This is a genomic window from Pseudoalteromonas fuliginea, from assembly GCF_000690055.1.
Classification (GTDB): domain Bacteria; phylum Pseudomonadota; class Gammaproteobacteria; order Enterobacterales; family Alteromonadaceae; genus Pseudoalteromonas; species Pseudoalteromonas fuliginea.
This window is the reverse complement of the sequence record NZ_JJNZ01000070.1, coordinates 1-25205: the sequence shown is the minus strand read 5'-3', so window position 1 is coordinate 25205 and position 25205 is coordinate 1. Positions and strand designations below refer to the sequence as shown.

Annotated in this window: 22 protein-coding genes; 11 read left to right on the top strand and 11 right to left on the bottom strand. The window is 39.8% G+C overall.

The window, feature by feature from the left end; translation table 11 throughout:
• Positions 1–10 precede the first annotated feature (10 nt).
• Positions 11–484: a hotdog fold domain-containing protein gene (locus tag DC53_RS03220; RefSeq protein WP_033031524.1), complete on the bottom strand. Its 474-nt coding sequence runs from the start codon at positions 482–484 to the stop codon at positions 11–13.
• A gap of 183 nt (positions 485–667) precedes the next feature.
• Here DC53_RS03220 and DC53_RS03225 point away from each other — a divergent pair, with 183 nt between their 5' ends.
• The 3 genes from DC53_RS03225 (at position 668) to DC53_RS03235 (ending at position 3039) form a co-directional block, all read left to right on the top strand.
• Entirely contained in the window at positions 668–1867 is a 1200-nt protein-coding gene (locus DC53_RS03225) for a multidrug effflux MFS transporter (RefSeq protein ID WP_007376890.1), read from the top strand.
• Positions 1864–2508, top strand: coding sequence for a LysE family translocator (locus tag DC53_RS03230; RefSeq protein WP_007376889.1), 645 nt, complete (start codon positions 1864–1866; stop codon positions 2506–2508). The genes DC53_RS03225 and DC53_RS03230 overlap by 4 nt, the downstream gene beginning before the upstream one ends.
• A gap of 66 nt (positions 2509–2574) precedes the next feature.
• On the top strand, positions 2575–3039 hold the full coding sequence (locus DC53_RS03235; RefSeq protein WP_002958191.1) for a methylglyoxal synthase: 465 nt from the start codon (positions 2575–2577) through the stop codon (positions 3037–3039).
• Between the two features lie 19 nt (positions 3040–3058).
• Here the strand turns inward: DC53_RS03235 and yegD are convergent, their stop codons facing one another.
• From yegD to DC53_RS03265, 6 genes are all read right to left on the bottom strand, one after another.
• A complete protein-coding gene (gene yegD, locus DC53_RS03240) occupies positions 3059–4423 on the bottom strand; it encodes a molecular chaperone (RefSeq protein WP_007376888.1) in 1365 nt (454 codons plus the stop codon).
• A 62-nt stretch (positions 4424–4485) separates the two neighbouring features.
• Complete coding sequence (locus tag DC53_RS03245) at positions 4486–5328, bottom strand: DNA ligase (RefSeq protein ID WP_007376887.1); 843 nt, start codon at positions 5326–5328, stop codon at positions 4486–4488.
• A gap of 33 nt (positions 5329–5361) precedes the next feature.
• Complete coding sequence (locus DC53_RS03250) at positions 5362–6018, bottom strand: HAD family hydrolase (RefSeq protein WP_033031522.1); 657 nt, start codon at positions 6016–6018, stop codon at positions 5362–5364.
• A gap of 238 nt (positions 6019–6256) precedes the next feature.
• Entirely contained in the window at positions 6257–6556 is a 300-nt protein-coding gene (locus DC53_RS03255) for a hypothetical protein (RefSeq protein ID WP_007376885.1), read from the bottom strand.
• A gap of 105 nt (positions 6557–6661) precedes the next feature.
• Positions 6662–8944, bottom strand: coding sequence for a TonB-dependent receptor (locus DC53_RS03260; RefSeq protein WP_033031519.1), 2283 nt, complete (start codon positions 8942–8944; stop codon positions 6662–6664).
• A 438-nt stretch (positions 8945–9382) separates the two neighbouring features.
• Complete coding sequence (locus DC53_RS03265) at positions 9383–10246, bottom strand: mechanosensitive ion channel family protein (protein WP_008137029.1); 864 nt, start codon at positions 10244–10246, stop codon at positions 9383–9385.
• A gap of 700 nt (positions 10247–10946) precedes the next feature.
• Between DC53_RS03265 and DC53_RS03270 the strand changes: the two genes are divergently transcribed.
• Positions 10947–13082 (top strand): M3 family metallopeptidase, encoded by a 2136-nt coding sequence (locus DC53_RS03270; RefSeq protein ID WP_033031517.1) that lies wholly within the window; start codon positions 10947–10949, stop codon positions 13080–13082.
• A gap of 114 nt (positions 13083–13196) precedes the next feature.
• Positions 13197–14060 carry a carboxylate/amino acid/amine transporter gene (locus tag DC53_RS03275; protein ID WP_204247241.1) on the top strand — a complete coding sequence of 288 codons (864 nt, stop codon included), beginning with the start codon at positions 13197–13199 and terminating at the stop codon, positions 14058–14060.
• 269 nt (positions 14061–14329) lie between these two features.
• Here the strand turns inward: DC53_RS03275 and DC53_RS03280 are convergent, their stop codons facing one another.
• The 4 genes from DC53_RS03280 to DC53_RS03295 all read right to left on the bottom strand — a co-directional run bounded on the left by DC53_RS03280 (position 14330) and on the right by DC53_RS03295 (position 21121).
• Positions 14330–16762, bottom strand: coding sequence for a hypothetical protein (locus DC53_RS03280; protein WP_033031512.1), 2433 nt, complete (start codon positions 16760–16762; stop codon positions 14330–14332).
• 33 nt (positions 16763–16795) lie between these two features.
• Complete coding sequence (locus DC53_RS03285; protein ID WP_033031510.1) at positions 16796–19492, bottom strand: TonB-dependent receptor; 2697 nt, start codon at positions 19490–19492, stop codon at positions 16796–16798.
• A 117-nt stretch (positions 19493–19609) separates the two neighbouring features.
• Positions 19610–20599 carry a FecR domain-containing protein gene (locus tag DC53_RS03290; protein WP_033031508.1) on the bottom strand — a complete coding sequence of 330 codons (990 nt, stop codon included), beginning with the start codon at positions 20597–20599 and terminating at the stop codon, positions 19610–19612.
• A gap of 9 nt (positions 20600–20608) precedes the next feature.
• Positions 20609–21121, bottom strand: a complete 513-nt coding sequence (locus tag DC53_RS03295) for a sigma-70 family RNA polymerase sigma factor (RefSeq protein WP_033031506.1) — start codon at positions 21119–21121, stop codon at positions 20609–20611.
• Positions 21122–21366: 245 nt separating this feature from the next.
• On the opposite strand from DC53_RS03295, the gene exbB reads away from it, so the two are divergent.
• The 6 genes from exbB to DC53_RS03320 form a co-directional block, all read left to right on the top strand.
• Positions 21367–22338, top strand: a complete 972-nt coding sequence (gene exbB / locus DC53_RS03300; RefSeq protein WP_050484165.1) for a tonB-system energizer ExbB — start codon at positions 21367–21369, stop codon at positions 22336–22338.
• 3 nt (positions 22339–22341) lie between these two features.
• Positions 22342–22776, top strand: coding sequence for a biopolymer transporter ExbD (locus DC53_RS03305; protein ID WP_033031504.1), 435 nt, complete (start codon positions 22342–22344; stop codon positions 22774–22776).
• Between the two features lie 2 nt (positions 22777–22778).
• Positions 22779–23612, top strand: a complete 834-nt coding sequence (locus DC53_RS21420; RefSeq protein WP_050484164.1) for a TonB family protein — start codon at positions 22779–22781, stop codon at positions 23610–23612.
• 74 nt (positions 23613–23686) lie between these two features.
• Positions 23687–24289 carry a biliverdin-producing heme oxygenase gene (locus DC53_RS03310; RefSeq protein WP_045984463.1) on the top strand — a complete coding sequence of 201 codons (603 nt, stop codon included), beginning with the start codon at positions 23687–23689 and terminating at the stop codon, positions 24287–24289.
• A 50-nt stretch (positions 24290–24339) separates the two neighbouring features.
• Complete coding sequence (locus DC53_RS03315; RefSeq protein ID WP_045984464.1) at positions 24340–24747, top strand: YbaN family protein; 408 nt, start codon at positions 24340–24342, stop codon at positions 24745–24747.
• A gap of 54 nt (positions 24748–24801) precedes the next feature.
• Positions 24802–25205: transposase (locus DC53_RS03320; RefSeq protein ID WP_240474586.1), on the top strand; the 404-nt coding region annotated here is incomplete at its 3' end.

The window sequence follows — 25205 nt, the reverse complement described above, 5'->3', positions numbered from 1 at the left end:
TGACTGTCCATTATTTTTTTTCAGTGATATACATAGTAATATCAGCGGTGAATACGAGTTCATCGCGGGTATTATAAAGTTTAACCGGTACTACTAGGTCCTCTTTATCAGTCCACTTATGTGGTAAATCAATTTCAGCGACAGCTCGTACATCTGTGTCTACTTTAGCTAAATACTGCACTGTCATTCCTTTTGGGATCCAACGATGCGTTTTAACTGGCACTGTTGCATCAATCATTACACCTGCACACAGTTCAGCTAAATTACACTGCGCAATAGCATGAATAGTTCCAATATGATTATGAACGCTGCGACGATTTTTAACCACCGCACTACAATGGCCCTCTCTCAAATCGAGTACGTAAGGTTTCATCGAACCAAAATATGGCGCTTTAAAGCAAACAGCTTTAGTAAAAAGCCAATTCCCAAAAGGTAGGCGCTTAAATTTATGCCATATTTGTACAAGTGCAGATTTATTACTCATTATTATTTTCCATCAACAGTTACTTTTTTAAAATTAACACATCAGACCAGTTTTAAAAAGTGCATTTATGCTGGCTTTTTAGCTTAATCCAATCAAAAAGTAAGAATGACAGCCTATGCAGGGGTCATAAGCCCTTTCTTTTTTATGAGTGCCCACCTAAAATACTCGACAAAAGGAGACTCAATGCAAACACAGCCCGCTAAACCTAATATGACCTTGTTACTTATCTTAGCGTTACTCGTTATATTTTGCCCTATGGCAATCGATATTTACCTACCTGCTTTTCCAACTATTGCAGAACAATTTGCAGTTACTGAACAACAAGTACAGCAAACCGTTGCTATTTTTATGCTAACAGTAGGTCTAGGCCAATTAATTGCGGGCCCTTTGGCTGATAGATTTGGCCGAAAACCAGTGGCAGTAGTGGGTATTAGTTTGTATGCAAGCTCTGCATTACTCGCATACTACTCGCCTTCTTTTGAGATATTGCTGATAGCACGTGCTTTTCAGGGAATTGGAGCCTGTGCCACGTTTGTTGTCGCATTTGCGATAGTGCGTGATAAATATGGTAGTGAACGAAGCGGTCAGATGATCACCTACCTTAACGGGATTGTGTGTTTCATTCCGGCAATGGCACCTATTTTAGGGGCTTGGCTTACCGTACAGTTTGGCTGGCGTATGAACTTTATGTTTTTAACCGCGTTTGCCATTTTGGGCCTTATTGTTACGCTATTCTTTTTTAGAGAAACTCGCCCTGCTGATAGTCATTATCAAGGGCATATTTTAGATTTACGTCGCTTTACACCGATTATTAAAACACCGGTATTTTTGTTTAATAGCCTAATTTGTATGGTCTCAATGTCGGCCATATTAGTGTATGTAACGCTCGCTCCAGGCTGGCTTATTACACATTTAGGCGGCACCGTAGCCGACTTTACTTTTTGGTTTACGTTAAATGCCGTAATAAGTATTGTCGCAAGTTTTATTTTACCAACCTACATTAAACGAAATAGCCAACGTGCTTTGCGTGTCGGTGTGAGTGTACTGGTTTTTTCAGGCATTTTAATGTTAGCCCTTAGCGGTATAGAAACAGCATTTGCGCTTATGTTACCTATCTTAATTGCTGCATTAGGGTTTGCTTTAAGTTTAGGCTCTGCAGCAGGAATGTCTCTGTCTAGCTTTCCTAAACAAGCAGGCACAGCCTCTGCATTACTCGGTGCTATGCAAATGAGTGGCGCTAGCATATTGGTAGTATTGACCCAGTATTTAGGGCTAAGCACACCATGGCTAATTGCTTTTCACTTATTATTACTAGCTCCGCTTTGGTTTATTTTAATGAGCAAAAAAGCCCATACTTTACACCCAGCTAAAAGTACTCAATGATCAATCCTGACTTTCTAATCTCATTTTTATTAGCCAGCTTTTTAATGGCAGTAGCGCCAGGGCCATCAAATGCATTTTTGATGGCGCAAACATTTGCTAATGGTCGAGGCGCTGGTATGCAAAGTGCATTTGGTTTTGCATTAGGTGGAGTTATTCATACGCTATTTGCTGTTGTAGGCCTAAGCGCAGTACTAAAAGCCTCTCCTAGTGCTTATGCCGCAGTGCAATACGCAGGCGCAGCATACTTATGCTATTTAGGGTTTATGATGATTAAAGGCACGCTAAAGCAGCCAGAGCAGACACCTGAGGGCAAGCAAACCGATAAACCGCATATAAGTACCAGTAAAAAAAGTAATGTCATGTTTCAGGCGATGATGACTGAAGTACTAAACCCTAAAGTAGCATTATTCTTTATTGCATTTATTCCGCAATTTGTAGATCCAACGCTTTCATCGGCTACTTTTCAGCTCGCTTTTTTTGGCTTACTTTACCCTCTTTTTGCTTTTCCAATTGACTGCACGTATATTTATTTTGGCGACAAAATTGCACAGTTTTTTAGACGTAACCCAAATAGCCAACTTTGGATTGATAGGATCACTGGCATTGTATTTATTGCCCTTGCTATCAATCTATTATTTTAACTAACCTGCACTTTGGTTAAGAGGTTCATTCTTCCGAGTTTAGGTTCATCAATAAAAAGAATTAGCATGGAACAAAAAACACAATCTCTTCCCGCACAAAAAAATATTGCTTTAGTGGCGCACGACGGTAAAAAAGCAGCATTAAAATTATGGTGTGAAAAACACAAAGAAATACTAAGTAAGCACACTTTATATGGCACAGGTACTACGGGGCATTTAATTCAAAAAACGACGGGGCTTGATGTAGTTCAGCTTTTAAGTGGTCCTATGGGCGGCGATCAACAACTTGGCGCTAAAATAGCAGAACATGAGATACATGTTTTAATATTTTTTTGGGACCCATTAGCATCACAGCCTCATGACCCTGATGTTAAAGCACTACTGCGTTTAGCAGCTGTTTGGAATATTCCGGTGGCGTGTAATGAAGTGAGTGCAGATATGTTATTAAGCTCACCGCTTATGGACGTAGAGCTTGAACGTACATTGCCAGATTACGAAAAATACCTCGCAACCCGACAAATAGATCTTTAAACCTCAATTGTAATCTAGGTTATTTATAAAGCATGCTGGCCCATTTAGTCAGGCCAGCGGTTACACTACCAAAGTGATCCCCGTTAACCATTTTTATATCGCCTAAGTGCTCACTTAAAGCCGCTTTAATCAATGGTGATTGTGCACTACCGCCTGTTAAGTAAATAATGTCTGGCGTGGTCGCAGCGTCGCTGATTGCTTGTTTTGCTAAAGTAACTATTTGGCTAATACTACTCTCAACGGCAACAGCTAAATCGCTTACAGATACATTTTTATTCAGTCCACTATCTAAAAAGCTTAAATCACAATCAAACGCACTAGCTGATGAAAGTGCTATTTTAGCCGCTTCACCTTGTTGCACTAATTGATGGCCTTGCTTGTTTTGCTGTAAATGTATTAAACGCTTATAAAGCTCAGGCGCACTTACATCACGTAATTGTGCATTTAGCTCTCGGGTATGGCTTTCACTATAAAATTGGCTTTGTAAGTTTACATCGTTAATTTTACACGCTTGCCAAAACGCTTGATTAGGCAAAGGCAAACCCGATTTAAACGTACTGCCTAAACCCAATAACGGCATTAAACCATGAAAGCTCAAAGCAATATCTAAATCATTTCCGCCAACACGTTTACCACTGTGAGATAAAAAATCGCTATCGCGCTGGCTATTTCCTCTAAAGCTTGGGCCCATTTGTACAAATGAGCAGTCACTTGTACCACCACCAATATCAATAACGAGTACTTTTTGATCCTGAGTTAAATCACTCTCGTAATCGATACCCGCAGCAAGTGGCTCATATAAAAACTCTACGTCTTTAAAACCAGCACGTTTAGCAGCACGCTCTAAAATACCGACCGCTTGTTGATTTGATTGATCGCCACCCACAGCTTGGAAGTTTACTGGGCGACCAATCACTGTTTGTGTAAGTGTTTTACCTAAAGAGCGCTCAGCGCGTTGCTTAATTTTTAAGATCATCGCGGTTGCGATATCTTCAAAAAAGTTAATTTGACCTTGCTTTAAACCTGTTGCACCAAAAAATGATTTAGGGGACTTAACAAAATAGCCTTCTTCAGGAAACTGCACGTACTCGCTAATCGCTTCACGACCAATAAATAGGGTTTCATCTGAAGGTTGTAAATCAAGGTCTGACTTAATACGAGGTAAGGTATTTAATAATGCTTGGCGCTGCGTTAAAAAGTCATGCTCATGGGCTGTGCCATGTAAATGCTTAGCAACAAAATCAACAACCAACGCACTGTGATGAGTGTAAAGTGTAGACGGTAAGTAATGTTTTCCTTGCTCTAGCGGTACTAATTGAACATTACCCTCGCTCATTACACCCATAGCACAATTAGAACTACCGTAATCAAAACCTACAAACATACTTCACCACACATTACCAAAAAGGCCGCGCAATTTAGCACACTTTGTAAAATTTATAAATGTTATAAACTATCTCTGACCCGTAAAAAACTAGCAAAACGCGGTAACCCATTTTTTGTTAAGCCATGAAATCGGTACGTTACAGTACTACCAATTTCCGGTGGAATGGAGCGCTGTGCATCATTAAACCCAGTACCAATAGAAAATACCTGCCCCTGCGCTGTTTTTACCCTTAATGCCCCTAACATTCCTTGATATTTACCTTTGCCTGGTAAGTGTGCAATTACAACCGCTTCTGCATCTAAATAAGGTTTTAATTTTAGTAATGCATTACTTCTTCCATTGCTGTGCTTCGCGCTGGCCAAATGAAGCATTACACCCTCGCCGCCCTGCTTAGTTATGTTCTCAAAATACTCTGTAAGCTGCTCATTATTTGTAAAGCTATATTGACCTACTGCACTAATGTGCGGCAAGTTTAGGCTAGTAATTAGCTCATTATAGTTTTTATAGCGAGTGCTAAAAGGCAGATTTTTATCTGGCATATCAAATACTTTATAAGTAATAGTTTGCCAATCATGATTATTAGGTTTTTTAGTTCTGACTATGCCACTCAGCGCAGAAAAGTGCTCACGTTTAGTCCACAGCTCACCATCAAGCCATACATTTGGCAATGGCGCTGTAAACCAACTTGGCGCATTGATAATATTACCCTTACGAGTTAAAAACTCCGTGCCGGTCCAGATAGCTCTTACGCCATCATATTTTTCACTGACTAAATACTTACTTACATCATAATGCTTAGTTTTGTCATATACTTTAGCCAGTAAAACAGACGGCTGTGCTGCACTTATGCATTGCGTAAAAAGTACAATAACAATTAAAAGCAGGTGTTTAATAGTAAACATTGGCGCATCCAAGCATGTAAAAGTTGGCTTAAACTATAGTTGAGATTGCGCCCATTGCCAAAACTCATCTAAGTTGCTCATTTGATAGGTAGCTTGGCTAAAATCGTGATCTTTAGTATGGCTATTGGCAATGGCTACCACACGTAACAAAGCATTGTTGGCCGCCGTAACGCCGGTAAATGTATCCTCAACAGCAATTGCATTGCCTGCCTGTATATTTATCTGCTCAAGTGCCAGTAAATATGGGTCCCCAGCAGGTTTAGGATTACTTACGTCATCTTTTGTAACCACCGTATCAAACAGCTCATAAAACCCTAAACCTTTAAGTATTGGCATAGCTTCACTTTTAGCACTGCCTGTTACTAGCGCCATTTTTAAGCCACTCTCTTTTACAGCTTTCAACGTTTGCTCTGTAAATGGCATCAGTGGCGGTAAATGTGTTACTACATATCCACCAAATAAACGGTATTTTTCATCTGCTAAAAATTGTGCACTTACCGATAAGTTATGCTCTTGCTTAATTTCGATTGCGGCTTCTAAAGTGGGCCGTCCCGAAAAGCGCTGACAAAAATCATTTTCTAAATAACTAACACCGTAAGGCTTAAGTAGTTTACTCCAGCATACAAAGTGCATACTTTCTGAATCAACTAATGTGCCATCCATATCAAATAATATTGCTTGTAAAGTCATCCTCATTCCTTATACCAACCTGCATAGATCTTTGATCAATTTAACGAATTAAATTGCACTATAACGTCGTTAAAAATTTTTTATTTAGAACAACTAGATACAAAAATTTTTGCCTAGTTCTAGCGTAATTTTCTTAACGTTAAATAGAACCCATATATAAGCAGATTGGTATTATTTAACCTAAGCTAAATTTTGACAATAAAAAAAGGCGCCTTAAGCACCTTTTATATAAATACAGTTATTGCGTTAAGCCTGCTGGCGGCTCACCCGTTGCTTCCTCACCCGTATCAACATCAACAAGCTCATAGCCACGCGTTTTGCGCATAACTTTAAGTACAGGTTTTTCAAATGCTGTTTTTAAACGCTCTGAGTCATCTTTTAATTCATCTAATGTTGTACCAAAAGGGGCTGCGCCTGTTTCTGACCAGTTAGTTACTTTGCCGTTCAAGTTATATTCCACTTCGTGTATTTGATATTGCGCTGCTTCATCTTTCGTTGCTTCACAAAAAATTACACGGTAATTCCAAAATCCAGCCATCTTTTTATCTCTTTAAATTAATTAACGCTACTTTACCAGCTTTATAAAAACATAAAAGCCTGCACAAGGCAGGCTTTTAAAAATTAATATAATTTAAGGTTATCTTTAGAAGAAGTTAACTTTAAACTCAGCGCCAACATAGCGTTCTTCATTAACCATTGCTGTGTTGTTATTAAAGTCGATTGCACCAATAGCAACTTGCTCATCAAATAAGTTACGAGCAAAAACAGCTACTTCGTATTCATTATCATCCTGAGCCCAAGTATAACCGGCGCGCACACCTACTTCTGTTAACGGTTTACCTTCAAACTCAACCGCTTCATATAAGAAGAAGTTAACTTTACTGCGGTACGATACATCGGTGTAAGCGTAAAAGTTACCATCGGCTAGTTCTTTTGAATAACGAAGTGTTATGTTAGAAATAAACTCAGGTGCATTAGGTAAGCTATTACCATCAATGATTGCTCTGCCATTCACTGTCGTATCAGTAATATGCAATGTGTCACGATCTGGTACAGGAATGGTAATGCTGTTATCTTTTAACTCTGTTTTGTTATAACTAAAGTTAAACGTGGCATTAAGCTCATCAGTTAATACCCACTCGGTATCAAGTTCAAAACCATAACCTGTTGTCTTATCTGCATTGAGCAAACTTGTGGTATTTGCAGTCCCACCTACAGCAGTTAATTGCTGATCATCCATAGTAAAATAATAAATACTCGCATTTACACGCCCGCGACCATCAAGTACGTCTGATTTGAAACCTGTCTCATATGAAGTAACAGTTTCAGAGTCAGCTGTAGTAACCTCGTCAGAGAACGTGATACGACCTTGAATACTAGGAGCGCGGAATGTATTTGCAACTCGTGCATATAAATTAACATCATCATTTAATTTATAAGACGCTGAAATATCCCAACTTACATGATCATCACTTACATCAGTTGTACGGGTGATATCGTTTTTACATTGTATCAAGTTATTTAGGCAGTCATCGCTAACTATTTTACGTACTGCTTCAAAGTCTTTTTCATCGTCAGAGTAACGAAGGCCAGCCGTTAGTTTTAAATCATCAGAAACAGTGTAATCTACAGAACCAAATACAGCCCAAGCTTTAGTATCTTGCTGTTGATTAACGTAACCGTTTAACGCGCCCCCAGCTAACGTATTGTAGCCGAAGTTTTCAATCGTTACTGATTCATCAAAATAAAATAAACCGGTTTGAAAATTAACATCACCGTCGTAGTTACTCGCTAAACGTAATTCTTGCGTGTATTGGTCGTGATCTGGTAAACCACTTTCACTTTCTGATGGGAATGGAATTGAACCTGGACCATGAAACTCACCTAAAAAGTCAGCACCATAACCACCATCAATATCGCCACGCGAGTTTACTTCTGCGCTTTCCCAACCTGAAATTGAAGTAATAGTGTAATCATTAAAATCATATTCTAGCTTTAAGCTTAAACCTTGTGCATCAACAGTTTGCTTTTCACGTGCTGCTGCATCGTGGTAAACAACTTTATAATCAAAGTCATCAACTAGATCGTTAGTGCCACTTTTAATTGCATTCGCACGAAATGGAATAGGTGTGCCATCCATATTACGTACGTGATAATTAAGTAAGGCTGAAAAATCATCTTTTTCATATAAGAATTGAACACGTGCAGCTCTATCAGTGTAACCACCTAATACATCATCTTGTTCAAAACCTGGCGCACGGTTATCAATAAAATTATCTTTGTCTTGCCAAAGAACAGAAACACGTGCTGAAAGATTATCAGTTAAACCACCACCCACCGCGCCTCTAAAATCAACGGCACTGTCTGTGCCATATGATACTGAGCTAAAACCTTCAAATTCTTGGCTAGGTTTAACCGAATCAAATTTTACAAGACCAGCCGGTGTATTACGGCCAAACAATGTACCTTGCGGACCACGTAAAACCTCTACACGCTCAACATCAAATACAGGGAAACCTTTTAGAATCGCATTTTCTTGAACGATATCGTCAACAACCAGTGACACAGGTTGTGATGCATTTAAATCAAAGTCGGTATTGCCTAAACCACGAACATAAAAACGTGGAAATGTACGACCATAAGAAGACTCAATCGCTAAACTTGGAATTTTCGCATTCATAAAGCGAATATCCATACCGGCAGAGCTATACACATCAAGGTTATCACCTTGTAATGCAGATACTGCCACGGGTACTTCTTGAGCGTTTTCGACACGTTTACGAGCGGTTACTTGAATAACTTCTAATTGGTTGCTTTTTTTAGCTGTTTCTTGCGCAGCTAAAGAAGAAAATGAAGTACCTGCTACTGCAGAGAACAACGTTGCGTTAATTAGGGTTGCTAACGTAGATCGTTTCATTGCTTTCATGTTGGGTTTAACCTTTTGTGTGCACTCTTATTCAACGGTTTATGTGTTGCGCAATTTATACCATGGAGGTAGATTGCGGGTTCGACCAATTTTTCGCGTCTTGCTATAGGCTGCGCGGACCTTATTATCGAGAGTACAAAAACGATGTTATAAGGCTGAACGAACGATCGATATTATACCACCACGTAATAATTTTACTGCAAAAAGATGAGCAAAAAAGTAAACTCTTTTGCAACATTTAACTACACGTTATGCCATTTTTATACATTTAAAGGCATAAAACACAACAAATAAGGACATATGTCCTTATAAAAAAACACCAAACAAAGTAGCCACTTGCACTTTTTAAACAAAAATAAAAAACAGGAACATAGTTTGAAAATAAAAAAGCTGCACACGGCAGCTTTATTTTTTATGGATTCAGATAACTGAATGTTTTTATTTGATACGCTTAAGTGCAATTTCACCATCTATATGAATATCACGCTGCGGGAAAGCAATCACTACATCATGCTCTTCAAATACAGCGTAAATACTAAAGCGAATATCACTGCGTACTTTTCTAAGCATAGTCTCCGACTCTGCGCACACCCAAAAAATAGCGTTAAATACAAGTGAGCTATCTGCAAAGTCATCAAATAGTACTGACGACTTTGGATTAGCCAATATAGCTTCATGGTCATCAAGTACTTGCTGAATTAGCTTTTTAACCAGCAGTACGTCCGATCCGTATGCAACACCAACGCTCACCGCTGAACGCGCATTACCATCAATTAGTGTCCAGTTAGTTACTGTATTTTCTAATAGCTGGCTATTGGGTATCAGCATATGCACACCATCGTTTCGGCGTATACGTGTTGAACGTGTATTTATTGTCTCTACAACCCCTTTTGCATCACCCACTTCTAAAAAATCACCAATACGAATTGGTCGCTCCCACATAAGTATCCAACCACTTATAAAGTTGTTGATAATATTTTGTGCACCAAAACCAACGCCAATAGCAATAGCGCCCGATACGAATGCAAATGCAGTAACGGGGATACTAAGTACTTCTAAGGACGTAAAAACTAAAATCGCAATGCTTATAATAAAGTAGATACGAGTGAATAAATGCACCGCGTCTTGGCTTAACTTTTTTGCTAGTAAGGTTTTTTTTATCAACTTACCAATACGCGTAACAACAAACCAAATAGCGAAAAGTATTAAAGGTACTTTAATGATTTTTGCAACGGTAATATGTACATCGCTGTAACTAAATACAACAAAGGCAAGAATTTGGTTTATGTGTTCTAACGTCATTTATTTTCCAATACAAGCAAGGAGCGCTTTAAAGTTAAATCGCTATAGAGTGAAAGTGATTCAGTGTTGGGTAAGTTTAGCACGTCATAATATAACTTAAACACACTGTTAATAAGTTCAATATGCACTGATTTAACTCTTACTGCAGCAAGTCCCCTCTAGTTATTAAAAAGTGGCGCGAGGTTTGTAACCTAGTGGGCTCAGTAAAAACCGAGCAAAGCTTCCACATCCTGCTCACGCCCCTTATCTACATCCTGTAAGCAACAAAGAGTTAATCGTCCTTAGAAATAACCCGACGGGCAGCGCATGCTTGGTCTTTGTGCTACGTTATCGCCTATTTATGGGGAATAATCACACTTCATAGGCTCTGCCTTGCCTAAAAACCAAACATACTGATGCAAGTTCAACCACCAAAGTTCAACACGCCCTAACCTACATTTTAGAGCATCGTAATAAAATAGGGTGTCTACTTGCATAGCAAGAGTAAATGTATAAACAGCGCCTCTTTTGATACTCAGCAGTAGTTAAAACGATGTTTTAGAGCTGTATTTACCTACCTAAATGCCTGTTATTAGCTAATTTGCGTTCAAATCCCGCTTAATATCGATAAACTTTATTGTATATAAATCAGAATTTGGTAAGTTAACTGGGTTTTTAAACTCATAAAGCCTATTCCGGCTAATCTTTCTATGGAGTTATTATGCGTAAGACACTGATCGCCACTACTATTGCTAGTGCCCTAATACTATCGGCCTGTTCATCAGATGAAACAACAAAAACGGCAGAAGAAGGCGCAGCACAAGTGCAAGACATGAACGCAAACAATGTTTTATTTAAACCAAGCCCATTGCAATATATGGCGCCAGAATTTGATAAGTTTGGCACAAAAGACTACGAAACAGCGTTTGATGCTGGTATTGCACAGCACACAGCGCAAATTGAAGCTATTGCTAATAACCCAAAACCTGCAACATTTGAAAATACATTAGTTAAAATGGAGCTATCAGGCGAGTTATTGAACCGCGTATCGGCTGCTTTTTACAACTTATCGGGTTTAATTTCAGATGACGAATACCAGCGCATTGATGAAAAAATGGCGCCGGTATTATCAGCTCACTCAGACGATATTTACTTAAATGGTGCATTATTTAAGCGCGTACAAACAATTTATGACAATCAAGATAAATTAAATGCTGAAGATCAACGTCTAGTTGACTTTTACTACAAGCAGTTTGTAAAAGCAGGTGCTAAATTAAATGACGCTGAAAAAGCTAAAATGCGTGAAATTAACTCAGAGCTAGCTCAACTGTCGACCGCGTTTTCACAAAACATTTTAAAATCATATAAAGAAGACGTCATTGTCGTTACTGATAAAAGTAAATTAGCCGGTCTTTCTGAAGGTGAAATTGCAGGTCTTGCAGCTTCTGCTAAAAAGGCGGGTAAAGACGGCTACATGATCACGTTAGTAAATACAACGCAACAGCCTATTTTAAGCAGCCTTGAAAACCGCGACCTGCGTGAGCAAATTTTTAAAGCTTCTGCAAATCGTGCTGCAAAAACTAACGGCCCTATCATAATTAAAGAAACCAACCTACGCGCTCAAAAAGCAGAGCTTTTAGGTTATAAGGATTGGGCTTCTTATGTAATGACATCGCGTATGGCGCAAACAACTGACAATGTATATGGCATTCTAGACGACCTTGCGCCAAAAGCAGTTGAAAAAGCCAAAATAGAAGCAGCCGCTATTCAAAAAGTGATTAACGATTCAGGCGAAAGCTTTGAGCTTAAACCATGGGATTGGACTTTTTATGCTGAAAAAGTACGAGCAGAAAAATACAACTTAGACCCAGCACTTGTTAAGCCATACTTTGAAATGCAGTCGGTAATTCACGACGGTTTATTCTTCGCGATGAATAAACTATATGGCATTACGTTTAAAGAACGTAAAGATCTTCCCGTTTATCATGAAGATGTAACTGTATACGAAGTATTTAACGCTGATAACAGTGCTATCGGCTTATTTTACTTAGACCCATATGCACGTGAAGGTAAACGTGGCGGTGCATGGATGAGTGCATACGTAAGCGAAAGTGGCTTAAAAGGTACTAAACCAGTTATTTACAATGCGCAGAACATTCCAAAACCTGCTGCAGGTGAACCTACGCTAATGACGTTTGACGAAGTGTCTACTATGTTCCATGAATTTGGTCATGCTGCACACGGTTTATTCTCAGATGTTAAATACCCAAGCTTAGCGGGTACTGCAACGGCGCGTGACTTTGTTGAATTTCCGTCGCAAGCAAATGAAGATTGGATGATTGAACCAACGGTACTTGCTAACTACGCTAAGCATTACAAAACAGGTGAGCCAATTCCACAAGCTTTACTTGATAAAGTACTTGAATCGCAAAAATTCAACCAAGGTTACGGCACTACTGAATATTTAGCCGCTGCACTACTTGATATGGAATGGCATTCATTTGGTTCTGATGAAAAAATTACTGATGTTCAAAAGTTTGAACAAGACGCGCTAGAAAAACACGGTATTGCTTACTACCCTGTTCCACCGCGTTACAAATCAAACTTCTTTAGCCACACATTTGCAGGTGGTTATTCAGCAGGTTACTACGCGTACCTATGGACTGAAGTGTTTGCAGCAGATGCCTTTGCACATATGGAAAACAACGGCGGCTTAACACGTAAAAATGGTGACAAGTTCCGTAAAGAAATCCTATCAAAAGGTAACAGCCGCGACTTAATGCAAAGCTACATTGAGTTTAGAGGTCAAAAACCAACTACCGACGCATTACTTAAGCGCCGTGGTTTAGTTGAGTAAATAACTTAATTTATTAAGCTCACTTTTATAAAAGCCCGCTTGCGGGCTTTTATTGTTTATACCCTCACATATAACAGATAAACTTAGCTCAATATTTATTAAAAGATGATGGTTATGCAGTACTTATTTACAGTCACTTTGCTATGGGCGTTTTCGTTTAGTTTAATTGGTGTGTACTTAGCAGGACAAGTTGACGCTTGGTTTAGCGTATTAATACGCATAGCACTGGCAACACTGATTTTTTTACCTTTTTTAAAGCTTAAACAAACGCCTAAACCTTTAGCCTTAAAGCTTATGCTGATTGGCGCTATACAACTTGGTGTTATGTATAGCTTTTACTACCACTCATTTTTATTTTTAACCGTTCCTGAAGTACTGCTATTTACTGTAATGACCCCTATCTACATCACCCTATTAAACGATGCAATTGAAAAAAAATTCAACCCTCGATTTTTTGTAGTCGCACTTATCGCTGTTTGCGGCGCGGTTGCTATTCGTTACAAGAACTTAAATAGCCACTTTTTGATTGGCTTATTACTTGTACAAGCAGCCAATATTTGCTTCGCAACTGGGCAAGTAACTTACAAGCGTTTAATGGCAAACAATACTCTTGATGATAAGGCTCTATTTGGGTGGTTTTTTATCGGGGCACTAATTGTCGCCATTGTATGCTACGTTTCATTTGGCGATGCAAACAAACTGCCAAGCACATCAACCCAGTGGGGGGTACTTATTTATTTAGGTACTATCGCCTCTGGCCTTGGCTATTTTGCATGGAACAAAGGCGCAACCCTTGTCAATGTTGGAGCACTGGCAGTTATGAATAATTTACTCATTCCGGCAGGTATTATAATCAATATACTTATTTGGAACCGAGACGCTGATATTATAAAACTCAGTCTAGGTGGTACGATCATCTTATTGGCACTCGTGCTTAATCAGTATCTAGATAAAAAGTCGGCAACACCTAAGCACTGACCTGAAACTGTCACTAAAGGTAATTAACCTGAACTCTGGTTAAGAGATTTACTAACATATTGAATCATGGTGATATTTAAATTTATTTTCTCTAGCCAGAGATTTTCAGTGAAAACAAGTCGAATTTACGCGTCAATCGCTGCTCTATTGCAAGTAAATTCAACGCAGTTAGCGCTGAAAATAGCTGCTCAAGATAGATTTATATTACTCTAGGGCGTGTGATGTTTCGAGCTCAACATACCCTAGAGTCATTGATCTGTTGTGGTCAACTAATCCTCTTCACACTCAGTCCACTCATAAAATAAGCTTGATTGGTTAGCTGTACGCCATGTTTCATATACAAAAGTGATTTCAGGAATTTCTTTAATTCTGAATGAGAAATGAAATCCTTCTGATGCCTCTTCGTTACGAACACACGTTACCACTGGTAGTAACGTTTTAAACTCAACAGACTCACCTTTGGCAATAACTTGTCCTTGCATTAAGTTTTCAAAGCGAGGTGTTAAGCTTTCTAAATCACCATTGATATGACTAACATGTAGGTTTTCGATGGTGTAATCTGCATCAGTTGCAGTTAACGACCATCTTACATAACCTTCTTCAAGAAAAGGCTTAGAGCTTGCATAAAAGTCATTCGCAAATGGAGGGATATTTTCATATGGTAATGGCTGCCATAAGCTTTCATCATTGTCATTTAAACTACGTAAACGAACACCTTTCGCCTCAGCTATTGGGTCAACTTTTACTACAAAATCATACTGTGGAGCATCATCAATTAAGTCTGTTGCAGAGTATCTAAATGTGTACGTTCCTGGTTTAGTAAATACTTGGCCTCGGGTGTTAGGACAGTCGGCCTCACTTGGGCTGCTGGTAAACTCGCCGCCTTCAGGTGCACTGATCAGCTCTTCATGCGTGAAGACTTCATCACCATCGGCATCAATTGTCACAGGGCGATGCAATAACGACATACATGTAAGAATTTGATAATAGTCTTCACCTGGGCTTAAGCGTCCCCAGTTACGTGCCCACACAACCGAGCGGATCTCTGGTGTTGTATTGGTTAATTTAGCTAAACCATTATCTTGCGCATATGTTTTGGCAAATAAACCACGGTCATCTTCTACAATCAAACGTGCGGTATAAGAGCCTGGCACATCGGTGATCACTTTTGCACGGCGATACTCTTGACTTTCTGGCTCGATCACTGCTTCAATTGTGGCATTACTACCATCTGGTTTGTCTGTTAGCTCCCAATGAAAGGTAATTGGGTCATCATTAGGATCACTACTTGAAGCATCAAATACTAACGCATCACCAACCAACACTGATTTTGATTGTGCACTAACACCACTTGTTGAAGGCTGAGCATTAACGTTACCTACTTTTGCTTCCATCGTAGCATCAAGTGAAATTTGATTTTCGCCGTCAGAAATCACCATTCGAACTAAATAAGTACCGGCTATATCTAACTTTTGGATTTTTTTACCCATCGGTTTCCAAGAGCCAATATCAACAAGCTCAGCAACACTACCTTCAGGTTTTTCAACAAGTGTCGCGTCGATAATTTGCAGTGCTTCGCCTTCTGGATCATAACCGGTAAAGTTAAACTCAGCGCGAAGACCAACTTCTTGCTCACCAATACTGTAAGACGGATAATAACCAGTTGCTGATAACTCACCAATAGGTGCCGCATTGGTTGTCGCTTCAGGGTTTTTATTGACTGTGACAGTTATTTCTTTTTCTTCACTTTTTCGAGTACCATCAAATACAAATAGCATGACTTTATAACTTGCTACAGCTTGTGGAGTAAAACGCACTTTGGCGGTTGTTGCACCGTCAAGTTTTGTCAAGGGTGCATTATCAGGTTCCGTTGGGCTATAACCCCATTGCCAGCGATATTGCAGTTTCTCACCTTCTGGATCAATACTCGATGAGGCATCAAGTACGGCTTCTTCACCTAAGATAATAGTAATGTCATCTGCTTTAGCAACTGGTGGTGCATTACCCTCAGCTACACTAACCGTAACATTAACGGATTCACTGGCAATGCCATTATAAGTCACTATAAATTGCAGTTTGTAATCACCGGCCAAATCAACAAATAAAGTACTTTGACTTTGATCTGCATTGTTTAAATAGCCAGTACTATCTATTGGCTTTTCAATAAGCTCCCATTGGTATGCTAATGAGCCGGTTTCACCAGTCGGTGTTACACTTTGACTACCATCAAGACCAATGCTATCAGTGCCCAAATTTACACTATAAATTGACTCAGTAATTGCAATTGGATAAGGGCTGGTTGCAGTGAGCGTAAAACGAACAGCTTCGCTGTTGTTGGTGCCATCGTTTACGATTAAGTTCACTACATATTCACCGGGGAAATCAGCTGTAAATTCAGTTATTACACTGTCTGCACTGGTAATATCTGACTTACTTGCAGCTGGTCGCTCAATAAGCTGCCACGTGTAAGTTAAGCTAGTACCTTCGGCACTGGTACTTGTATCAGCATTGAGTGTTACTTGTACTGCGCCAGCTTCTAGTGAAAATGTTTGTTCCGTGGGCGATTGTAACTCAATGACAGCGATTGGCTTTTGCTGCGGGACTTGTACTTCGGTGTCGGCTTTTTTATCACTACTGCCGCCACAGGCCGACATAGTGAGTGAAAGTCCGATGATGGCGATTACGCAAAATATTTTTTTCATGCTTTTATTCTCCTGTCTGATAGGTGTTATCAGTTAAAATTGTAAAGTTAAGCTCAGTCGTGCTGTTCTTCCTGGTGCAGGTAATAAACCCAAGCTCAAGGCATCGAGGTAATAACGATCTGTGACATTGTCTACGGTGAAGTCGAGTGTCGTATCATCGCTAAATTTATAACTGGCATAGATATCCAGAAGGTTATAACCGTGCCAAAGGACGGGTTCATTAAACCCTGCTGGAGCGTTGTAGCGAGGGATTGAGTTACGTTGCCCCATGAAAGTGCCTCTGAGTCCCGCTTCTAACCGCTGTTCAAATAAACGCACACCAAAGTGAGCACTTGCATGCCAATTTGGCGGGATCATGTTGTTTATATAACTCTCAGGTAGGCCCCAATTATTACAGTAGTAACGTACGTAACTCCCCACATTGCACACTTCAATATGGGTGTAATGCGTACCGCTTAATTCTACAAGCCAGTATTTTGTGTCGTAGCTAAAATTAAGTTCCCAGCCATTTAGATCAAGACTGTCGATATTTCGCATTCGGAAGAAGTCGAGACCACCTTGCTTTTGCTCCCATGCATTTGGCTGGGTGCGGGTTAAGTAGTCATCAACGTGGTTTTGGAAATACGCGAGCTTGAAACCTACTTTATAATCATTGGTCAGTAATGAGTCGTTTAAATAATTTAAGCCAACTTCTTGATTCGTTGCATGTTCAGGTTCTAAAGGGATATCTAATACAGGGCTTACAGACCAACCTGAGGTGCTTTCAAATAAGCTCGGCATGCGCAGTGCTTCGCTATGGCGAAGGTAAAATTGTAATCCTTTAAATGCTTGCCATTTTATAGCAACTAACGGCGCAGTACCTGAATGACTATTTTCATATTGCACTTCTAAGCAGCCACCTGCATCGTCAGATATACAGGCGGGATCATTCGTGTTTATAACAAGGGGATTGTTGTCTTTAGAAGAAAAATGAGTAAAACGTAAACCTGCTTCTAGTGACCATGCTGATGAAAATTGCCAATCTATTGCACTAAAAGCGCTGAACTCTTTACGCCACCCGCTGCGTGAACCCACATAAAAGCCTTCGGTTTCAGGGGTGTTAGTGTCCATATTTTCATACTGTCCAGCAAAGCCATAGCTTAGTTCTAATTCGCCTGCTGAGTAAAACATCATGCTATTACTTATATCAGTTCCAAAACGTTGATAGTCATCACTGCGAGCGACATTATCAGCAATATCTACTGAGCCAACACCTGGGGTATTTAACTGAGTAAGTGCATCGGTATGCCAAACATTGGCTTTAAAATCAGCCCAGTCATATTTAATTGGCTGCCAACGGTATCGCAATGTGTAAGTTTGATTGGTTACTTCGCTATCAAGCCATTGTCTTGCTTGACCAAAAGAACGTATTTGTGAAGGCATCATTTCGCCATAAGCGCTGTTATAACGTATATAGCTCATTTCTAGACTTTGATCATCGGGCAGCAGTACGTTACTTTTTAACAGCCAAGATTCACTCGAAAAGTTAGTATTGGGGATACGCTCATTAGCACGAAAACGTGACGCGCCTTGCATTGATACTTGCGTTTCAGTGTACCAAGCAAGCTTGTCTGGTTCGCCGTAAATGACCTCTGGTGTAGGGCCATTACTACCTGCGTAGTAGTTACCTTGCTCTCTTCTTGCATAGGCGCCAATAAGGTCGCCCCATTCGAAATGTTTAGCTGCTGCTAAACTACTGGCATAACTACCAAATTCAAGTAAGCTTGGTCTCTCCATGCCTTCATCAGGTGCAAAGCGCTCGGGCATTAAATATTGATCGCTACAGTAGATCGAAAACCGACATTCAGAGCGGTACGCATTACGTGCTAAATAATAACCCGCATAAGTCCCAGGATCGGGTGCATTTGAGCTATTTCCAATGGCGCTAACACGCAACCGATAGCCTGTTAACTCGCCTTCTTTTACAATATCATCGGCGTTTAATGTACTTACACTCACCAAGCCACCAGTCGCGCCAGTGCCATCAGCACTCATTACCGGGCCTTTACTAATTTTAAGTGATCCGATTAAGTCAGGGTCAATGTAGCTACGACTTGACACCCCAGAGTAACCGCGATAAACCGTGGTTTCTTGGCGACTGCCGTCGATCACCACAGGTACTCTGCCCTGTCCTTGCATACCTCTAATATTTATATCGAGGCCACCAGAGTTGCGATTTTCACTGATCAATACACCCGGCGTGCCCTGAAAAATATCGCCAACACTGGTTCCTCTAAAACGTTGAATATCTTGCTGAGTGATCAAGTTTACTGAGCCAGCTTCGGTGTAGGTTTGATCTTTTAGATCAACGTTACGGCTTTGCACATTAATAGTATTTAGGGTTATTAAATCTTGTTGGTTTTTTTCTTGTACTAACCATGCACTACTACTAATTGGTAAGGCCTGTAAGTCAGTATTTTGTAATAGCGTCAACAATGCTGATTCGGTGCTGTATTGACCTGACATTGCAGTAACTGAAAAACCACGTACAGTCCGCTCTTCAAATGACAACGTTACACCTGCTTGGCGCGAAAATAATCTAAGTACATCCCCTAGTTCACCCGCAGGTAGATCAAATTTGATCATTTTTATTTGTGATGTCGTTGTTGCTTGTTCAGCTAAACTTGCAGTGGATGTGATAACCAACAAACAAGTTACAACAGATAATAAGTGTAGTGCAGCGCGGGGCATGAATGATTTCCTATTTCTTTAATGCATACTTATATGACGCATGAAAATAGAAACCCCGTAAGGTTAAATGATAATTATTTTATATAACTCTATTAAACTGGGTAACTAATTGAATAATTAAGGACGTATTTCAGCCCACCAACGAGTCATGTAATGCACTTTAGCGCGAGCAGTGCGAGCAAGAGTTGTTAAAATGAGGTTGGTATCATTTAATTGAAACACCCCAGATATTAAGTAATCATCTAAACTTGGCGCACATTTTACAAACCCACGGTGATAACGTGATAACTCCGCTAAAAAATGCTTTATGGGCATGTTCCGCACAGAAAGAAGCCCTTCGGTCCAACTACTGTAATCAAATATATGATTATCTAACTGCTGCACTGAATTTGAGGTTATTTTATAAAGGGCTCCTGCATTCATTACTTGGTTAGTACGTAAAGAATTTGGCTGCTGTACAACAATATTGCCCTGCATAACTTTAACTAGCGCATGGTCATCTTCATGACGCACAAAAAACTGTTTACTATCACTTATTAGCACTCCATGATTAAGTTTTATTTGGAGCGGCTGTGTGCTCACTGAGCCGGTATATTGCATTTCTCCACGCGTTAAATGAATGCGTTTATTTTGGTTGTTAAAATTAAGCTCAACGGTACTGCCACTATTAAGCCAAAGCTGACTATTATCGGCTAACGTAAAAAGTTCACGTTGATTAGTGGTTGCATAATCTGCATTAAGATATTGCCAAGCGCCTTGTTCATCAGCTAACCAACTAACACTTGCTAAACTAAGCGTGGTACCTGCTATTTTCTTTAATGCTTGGCGGCGGCTCATGCTCTGTATGTCACGATCTGTTTTTTGTAACGTTGAATGAACTATGCTGGCGCTTTTTTGTGTCGCGTTTGAAAATGTTGATTCTAATAACTCAATCCGCTGCCATGCCAGTTCGTGCAAAGGATCAGCTAAGCGCCAACGTTGGTACTCATCAAGATCTTTAGATTGTGCGTTGCCTGACTCGAAACAAATACGCCAAGCAATCGCTTGTTGCACAATTTGATCAGTTAAAGGCGTGTGTTTTGATTTTTGCACAACAGTGGTATCCATCTATTACTTTTAATCCGAATAAGTGAGGGTATAACACCCAAACATAGCTTTAGCGATGTACTTTTCAATAGATGATAAGCTTACATCGAGTTGTTTTGCCACTTCTTTATAACTGAGCCCATCGAGTCTAACCATTAAAAATGCCGTTTTTTCAATTGGCCTTAAACCACTTAATAGTCGGTCTATTTGTTCTAATAACCTCAACAACTGAAATTGCTCTTCCGGTGAGAAATAAGCTGTTTCTGGCATGCTTTCTAAAAAAGCGACATAGTTCTTTTCTAAAATCTTGCGCCGTATGTCATCAGTTACTAAGTTACCAGCAACTTTTGTAAGCCACGCTCTTGGGCTACGTATTTCGCTATATAAAGAGGGTTTATTTAATAAACGCATAAACGTATCTTGAGCAAGATCTTGTGCACTATCAGTGCTGTAGGTACGCCGCGCAATCCACCGAACAAGCCACTCATGGTGTTCCTGATAAAGCGTATTAAACCCTACTGAGTTAGCGGTATTGCTAGTCAAAATTTAGATATTCCTGTAGCATATTTCCCGAGAGTATAAATGATTTTCATTCCCATTCAAGTATATTGCGATATTCTGTTTAGTTTAATAATAAAAAATTTGTTATTCATTGATGGAAATAGATTCTCGTTCGGCATTAGTTATAGAACCAATAAATTGTTCATCAAAAAGATGCACACATTGACATAGTTTAATGGTGATACACCGTTGAATTTATGGATCATATTTAAAGATTAGGAATAAAAATGTTTACAAGAGCCATGCTGTTGTTGTGCTTGCTTAGCGGTGGGATTGTGCAGCTATCTATGACAGTACACGCCACAGAGCAACCCCTCTCGATGGTGAGTACTAGTGAAGTAACACCTGAACTTACACCAGTTGTAGATACAATTGTTGAGCAACCCGTAATCGTAACAACTAGTTCTGACGCCATTAACGCCACTGATACAGAGCATGGATTTACCGAGGCCGCTTTTGATGCTCATGACTTATCGCCTTGGGGAATGTACAAAGCAGCTGATGTTGTAGTGAAAAGTGTAATTATAGGGCTGCTTATTGCCTCGTTAGTGTCATGGGCTATTTGCATATTTAAATCTGTACAGCTCAATGTTGCCAAACGACATGCTAAAAAATTACTTGCTCATTTGATCCAAAGCACAAGCTTTGCAAAGGCGAGCCATGACCTAACACAGCAAAAAAGCGAAGCGTTAATACTTTTAACTGCAACTCAACATGAGTTATGCCTTAGTGCGGCAGGACCGGCTACAGACGAAGCGTTAAAAGAGCGCTTAATTGCTCGTTTAGAACGAGTACAGACCTCTCTTTCTGCAAATATGAATAGAGGGACTGGCGTGCTGGCAACGATTGGATCTGTAGCACCATTTGTAGGTTTGTTTGGTACCGTTTGGGGTATTATGAACAGCTTTATTGGCATTGCTAAAACGCAAACAACGAACCTTGCTGTAGTCGCACCAGGTATTGCCGAAGCATTACTAGCTACCGCTTTGGGTTTAGTGGCGGCAATTCCAGCTGTTGTTATGTATAATCATTTTTCTCGATCAATTGGCAGTTATAAAGCCATACTGACTGATATTCTTACTGCCACCATGATATTAATTAGTCGTGATCTTGATAGGAAAAACCCTCAGGCAAAGCCTTTAGCTAACTTACTTAATGATGATAAAAAACCTGTTAACATCATATCTAAAGAGTCTTAAATCATGGCGTTTAGCACTAAAAATACCGATAACGATGGTTTAGATGAACAGCATGAAATTAACGTTACCCCCTTTATTGATGTGATGCTGGTATTGCTGATTATTTTTATGGTCGCAACACCGCTTGCTACAGTGAGCGTGCCCGTTAAGCTTCCTGCTGTTGCAGCCCCTGCGCAACCAGAGAGTGATGATCCTACCTATCTAACGTTACAAAAAGACTTAACCTTAATACTCGGTGAGGGCGATGTCATTCAACAACAAAATTTGGCTCAAGAGCTAAATCAACGTGGAATTGAAACTGAGCAACGTATTTTATTGCGTGCTGATAGCAAAGTTGAATATGGGCAGTTTATGACATTAATGAATCAATTAACCAAAGCAGGCTATTCACAAGTTGCGCTAGTGGGCTTAAAACACGAAACGGACGTTGCCCAGTGAGTATGTTTGCAGGCACCACTAAAAAAGCTTCTCGCTTAGTATCGTGGCAAGTAATTACCGCTATTTTAGGGGCTGTTATTTTACACCTTGCTATTGCCAGTTATTTTTTATTACCAAAAGAACGCAATAACAATGTGCCTATTCAAGCATCGCCACAGGTCTTTGAGGTAAGCGTTGTTGCTGCCCCAAAATCTGAACAATCAGCGCTACCAGTTGGGCCAAAGCAACAAGAATCAGCGCCAATGAAGCAGCAACGCAGTGAACCTGAGACTACAAAAATAGAGCCTTTAGTAAAGCCAATTATAGAAAGTAAATCTGACTTTACCATCAAAGACAAACCAATTAAGCCTGCGCTAAGTAAACCATTAAAAAAAACCGCTGAGAAAAAAACAGACGTTGCACCAAAGTCTCAACCTAATAACACAGCGGCAACTGGAGCGAGTGAACAATACGTAGAGCAAACGAGTGCACCTGCAGCGTTACCAGTAAAAGAAGCCAAAGTGGCATCTGGGCCTGTAAAAGGTGCTTTGAGCGAACAAGAAAGCTCAGCTAAACAGCTTTGGCAAAGTGCGTTGCAGGTGCATTTAGAAAGGAAAAAACGTTACCCACGAATGGCTAAATTACGTGGGCAACAAGGTATTCCATGGGTAAGTTTTACCATGGACAGAGAAGGTAATGTACTCGATATTGCTTTATTTAAGCCCAGTGGAATAGCAGCATTAGATCAAGAAGTCATCGAATTAGTTAGGCGTGCAGAGCCTTTGCCTGCACCACCAAAAACAGTAACAGGAAACCCAATAAGCATGGCCGTTCCTGTTGCATTTTTTATTCATTAACAGCGATACCGCTGTGTTTATATAACCATTACTAACTACATGACAAGTAGTTAGCTAATATTTAAGGATCGCTCATGATTGAACAGTTATACGTTAACGAAGAAGTTAAAATACTCACTTTAGCCCAAAAGCTAAAACTAGACACCACAACCACACATGACAGCCTAGATAAGACAATTATGACAAAGCGGCCTTTTGCAGACTTAGACCGTTACGCTTTATTTTTAGCGGTACAGTATCGTTTTCATTTAGCCATAGCGCCACTGTATTGTAATCCTGGGCTATTATGTTTATTTGCAGATTTACCTGAACGAGCGCGTCTTAGCCATCTTGAAAAAGATCTTCTAGATCTCAATGTTGACCTTAATGATATGAAAGCGCAGATCCGTTTGCCAGACATTGGCTACCCTGCTTCTCTTGGCTGGCTTTATGTCTGTGAAGGCTCTAATTTAGGCGCGGAGTATTTATTGAAAGCGGCAAAACGTATTGGTTTGTCTGAAAAGTTTGGCGCGACCCATTTAGCTCCTGCCGCAATCGGTCGTGGACAATCATGGAAAGCCTTTACAACAGCTTTAAACGCTATTGAGCTCACGCATGAAAAGCAAATCCTTGCTATTGATGGAGCCCGAGATGCTTTTAGCCTAGTACGTAGTGCCGTTGATAGTGTATTTGAATAACAAGTAATGTAATTATTTATATGATCTGGCAAAAAACGAAATGGTAAATTATGAAGTTTATTAATAAGACTAACCCTAAATTAGTTACAGAAAACTTAAAGAAAATAGCTTATTTGCTCAGTGGTTTTTTACTTACTGGGCTGGGTATTATTGGTGCTTTTTTGCCTGTCATGCCAACAACTGTGTTTCTTATTGGTGCTGTTTTTTGTTTTAGCCGCTCATCACAACGATTTGAGTATTGGCTACTTAATCACCCTCGCTTTGGTAAAACACTGAGGAATTGGCAAACGTACGGTGCAATTTCTAAGCCAGTAAAGATCATGGCAAGCCTTGGTATGGTCATAGGCTATGGATTATTTTACTTAGGCGCGCAACCCTCTTTATTATTAGCCTGTGCTGTAGCGCTATTTATGGCTGCGTGCGCGTATTATGTTGCTTCACGGCCTTTGCCGAAATAGGGATGCTAATTTCAAATTCACCTCATTTTTTAAGTCATCAATTTAAATTGTGAGGTGAACATATTATCTCTGCTAAAAGATGTTTTTCCTGGGCGATTTTCAAATACGTGTCCAGCAGCTATTGAATTGCATGCTACTTTAAATTTAACGCAAGGTTGCTTTGAAAAAGCAGGTATAACACCAGACAGTTACTCTGAACGTGAAGAACTTCCAACATTTAAAGAGTTGAAAGGACAGTTGTTACTTGCTGATAGAGGATATTATTCAGGTAGTTATATTCATGAATTAGATAAAGCAGGAGGATTTTACGTATTAAGAGCGAAGGGATTAAAAGCAGTCAGAGTACATAATGCTTTTAAGCAAAATGGACAGGAATTAACAGGAAGTCATTCCCCAAAGTTATGTGAATTGCTCCCCAAATTACCTAAAAATGATATTATTGATATGAATGTTAGCAT

What these genes read in the sequence shown, in the direction of transcription:
- DC53_RS03285 (WP_033031510.1), bottom strand. Translation starts at nt 19,492, where the DNA reads ATGCCCCGCGCTGCACTACACTTATTATCTGTTGTAACTTGTTTGTTG.
- DC53_RS03255 (WP_007376885.1), bottom strand. Translation starts at nt 6,556, where the DNA reads ATGGCTGGATTTTGGAATTACCGTGTAATTTTTTGTGAAGCAACGAAA.
- exbB (WP_050484165.1), top strand. Translation starts at nt 21,367, where the DNA reads ATGTTTACAAGAGCCATGCTGTTGTTGTGCTTGCTTAGCGGTGGGATT.
- DC53_RS03270 (WP_033031517.1), top strand. Translation starts at nt 10,947, where the DNA reads ATGCGTAAGACACTGATCGCCACTACTATTGCTAGTGCCCTAATACTA.
- DC53_RS03315 (WP_045984464.1), top strand. Translation starts at nt 24,340, where the DNA reads ATGAAGTTTATTAATAAGACTAACCCTAAATTAGTTACAGAAAACTTA.
- DC53_RS03250 (WP_033031522.1), bottom strand. Translation starts at nt 6,018, where the DNA reads ATGACTTTACAAGCAATATTATTTGATATGGATGGCACATTAGTTGAT.
- DC53_RS03225 (WP_007376890.1), top strand. Translation starts at nt 668, where the DNA reads ATGCAAACACAGCCCGCTAAACCTAATATGACCTTGTTACTTATCTTA.
- DC53_RS03235 (WP_002958191.1), top strand. Translation starts at nt 2,575, where the DNA reads ATGGAACAAAAAACACAATCTCTTCCCGCACAAAAAAATATTGCTTTA.
- DC53_RS21420 (WP_050484164.1), top strand. Translation starts at nt 22,779, where the DNA reads ATGTTTGCAGGCACCACTAAAAAAGCTTCTCGCTTAGTATCGTGGCAA.
- DC53_RS03305 (WP_033031504.1), top strand. Translation starts at nt 22,342, where the DNA reads ATGGCGTTTAGCACTAAAAATACCGATAACGATGGTTTAGATGAACAG.
- DC53_RS03290 (WP_033031508.1), bottom strand. Translation starts at nt 20,599, where the DNA reads ATGGATACCACTGTTGTGCAAAAATCAAAACACACGCCTTTAACTGAT.
- DC53_RS03245 (WP_007376887.1), bottom strand. Translation starts at nt 5,328, where the DNA reads ATGTTTACTATTAAACACCTGCTTTTAATTGTTATTGTACTTTTTACG.
- DC53_RS03265 (WP_008137029.1), bottom strand. Translation starts at nt 10,246, where the DNA reads ATGACGTTAGAACACATAAACCAAATTCTTGCCTTTGTTGTATTTAGT.
- DC53_RS03280 (WP_033031512.1), bottom strand. Translation starts at nt 16,762, where the DNA reads ATGAAAAAAATATTTTGCGTAATCGCCATCATCGGACTTTCACTCACT.
- DC53_RS03260 (WP_033031519.1), bottom strand. Translation starts at nt 8,944, where the DNA reads ATGAAAGCAATGAAACGATCTACGTTAGCAACCCTAATTAACGCAACG.
- DC53_RS03310 (WP_045984463.1), top strand. Translation starts at nt 23,687, where the DNA reads ATGATTGAACAGTTATACGTTAACGAAGAAGTTAAAATACTCACTTTA.
- DC53_RS03220 (WP_033031524.1), bottom strand. Translation starts at nt 484, where the DNA reads ATGAGTAATAAATCTGCACTTGTACAAATATGGCATAAATTTAAGCGC.
- yegD (WP_007376888.1), bottom strand. Translation starts at nt 4,423, where the DNA reads ATGTTTGTAGGTTTTGATTACGGTAGTTCTAATTGTGCTATGGGTGTA.
- DC53_RS03230 (WP_007376889.1), top strand. Translation starts at nt 1,864, where the DNA reads ATGATCAATCCTGACTTTCTAATCTCATTTTTATTAGCCAGCTTTTTA.
- DC53_RS03275 (WP_204247241.1), top strand. Translation starts at nt 13,197, where the DNA reads ATGCAGTACTTATTTACAGTCACTTTGCTATGGGCGTTTTCGTTTAGT.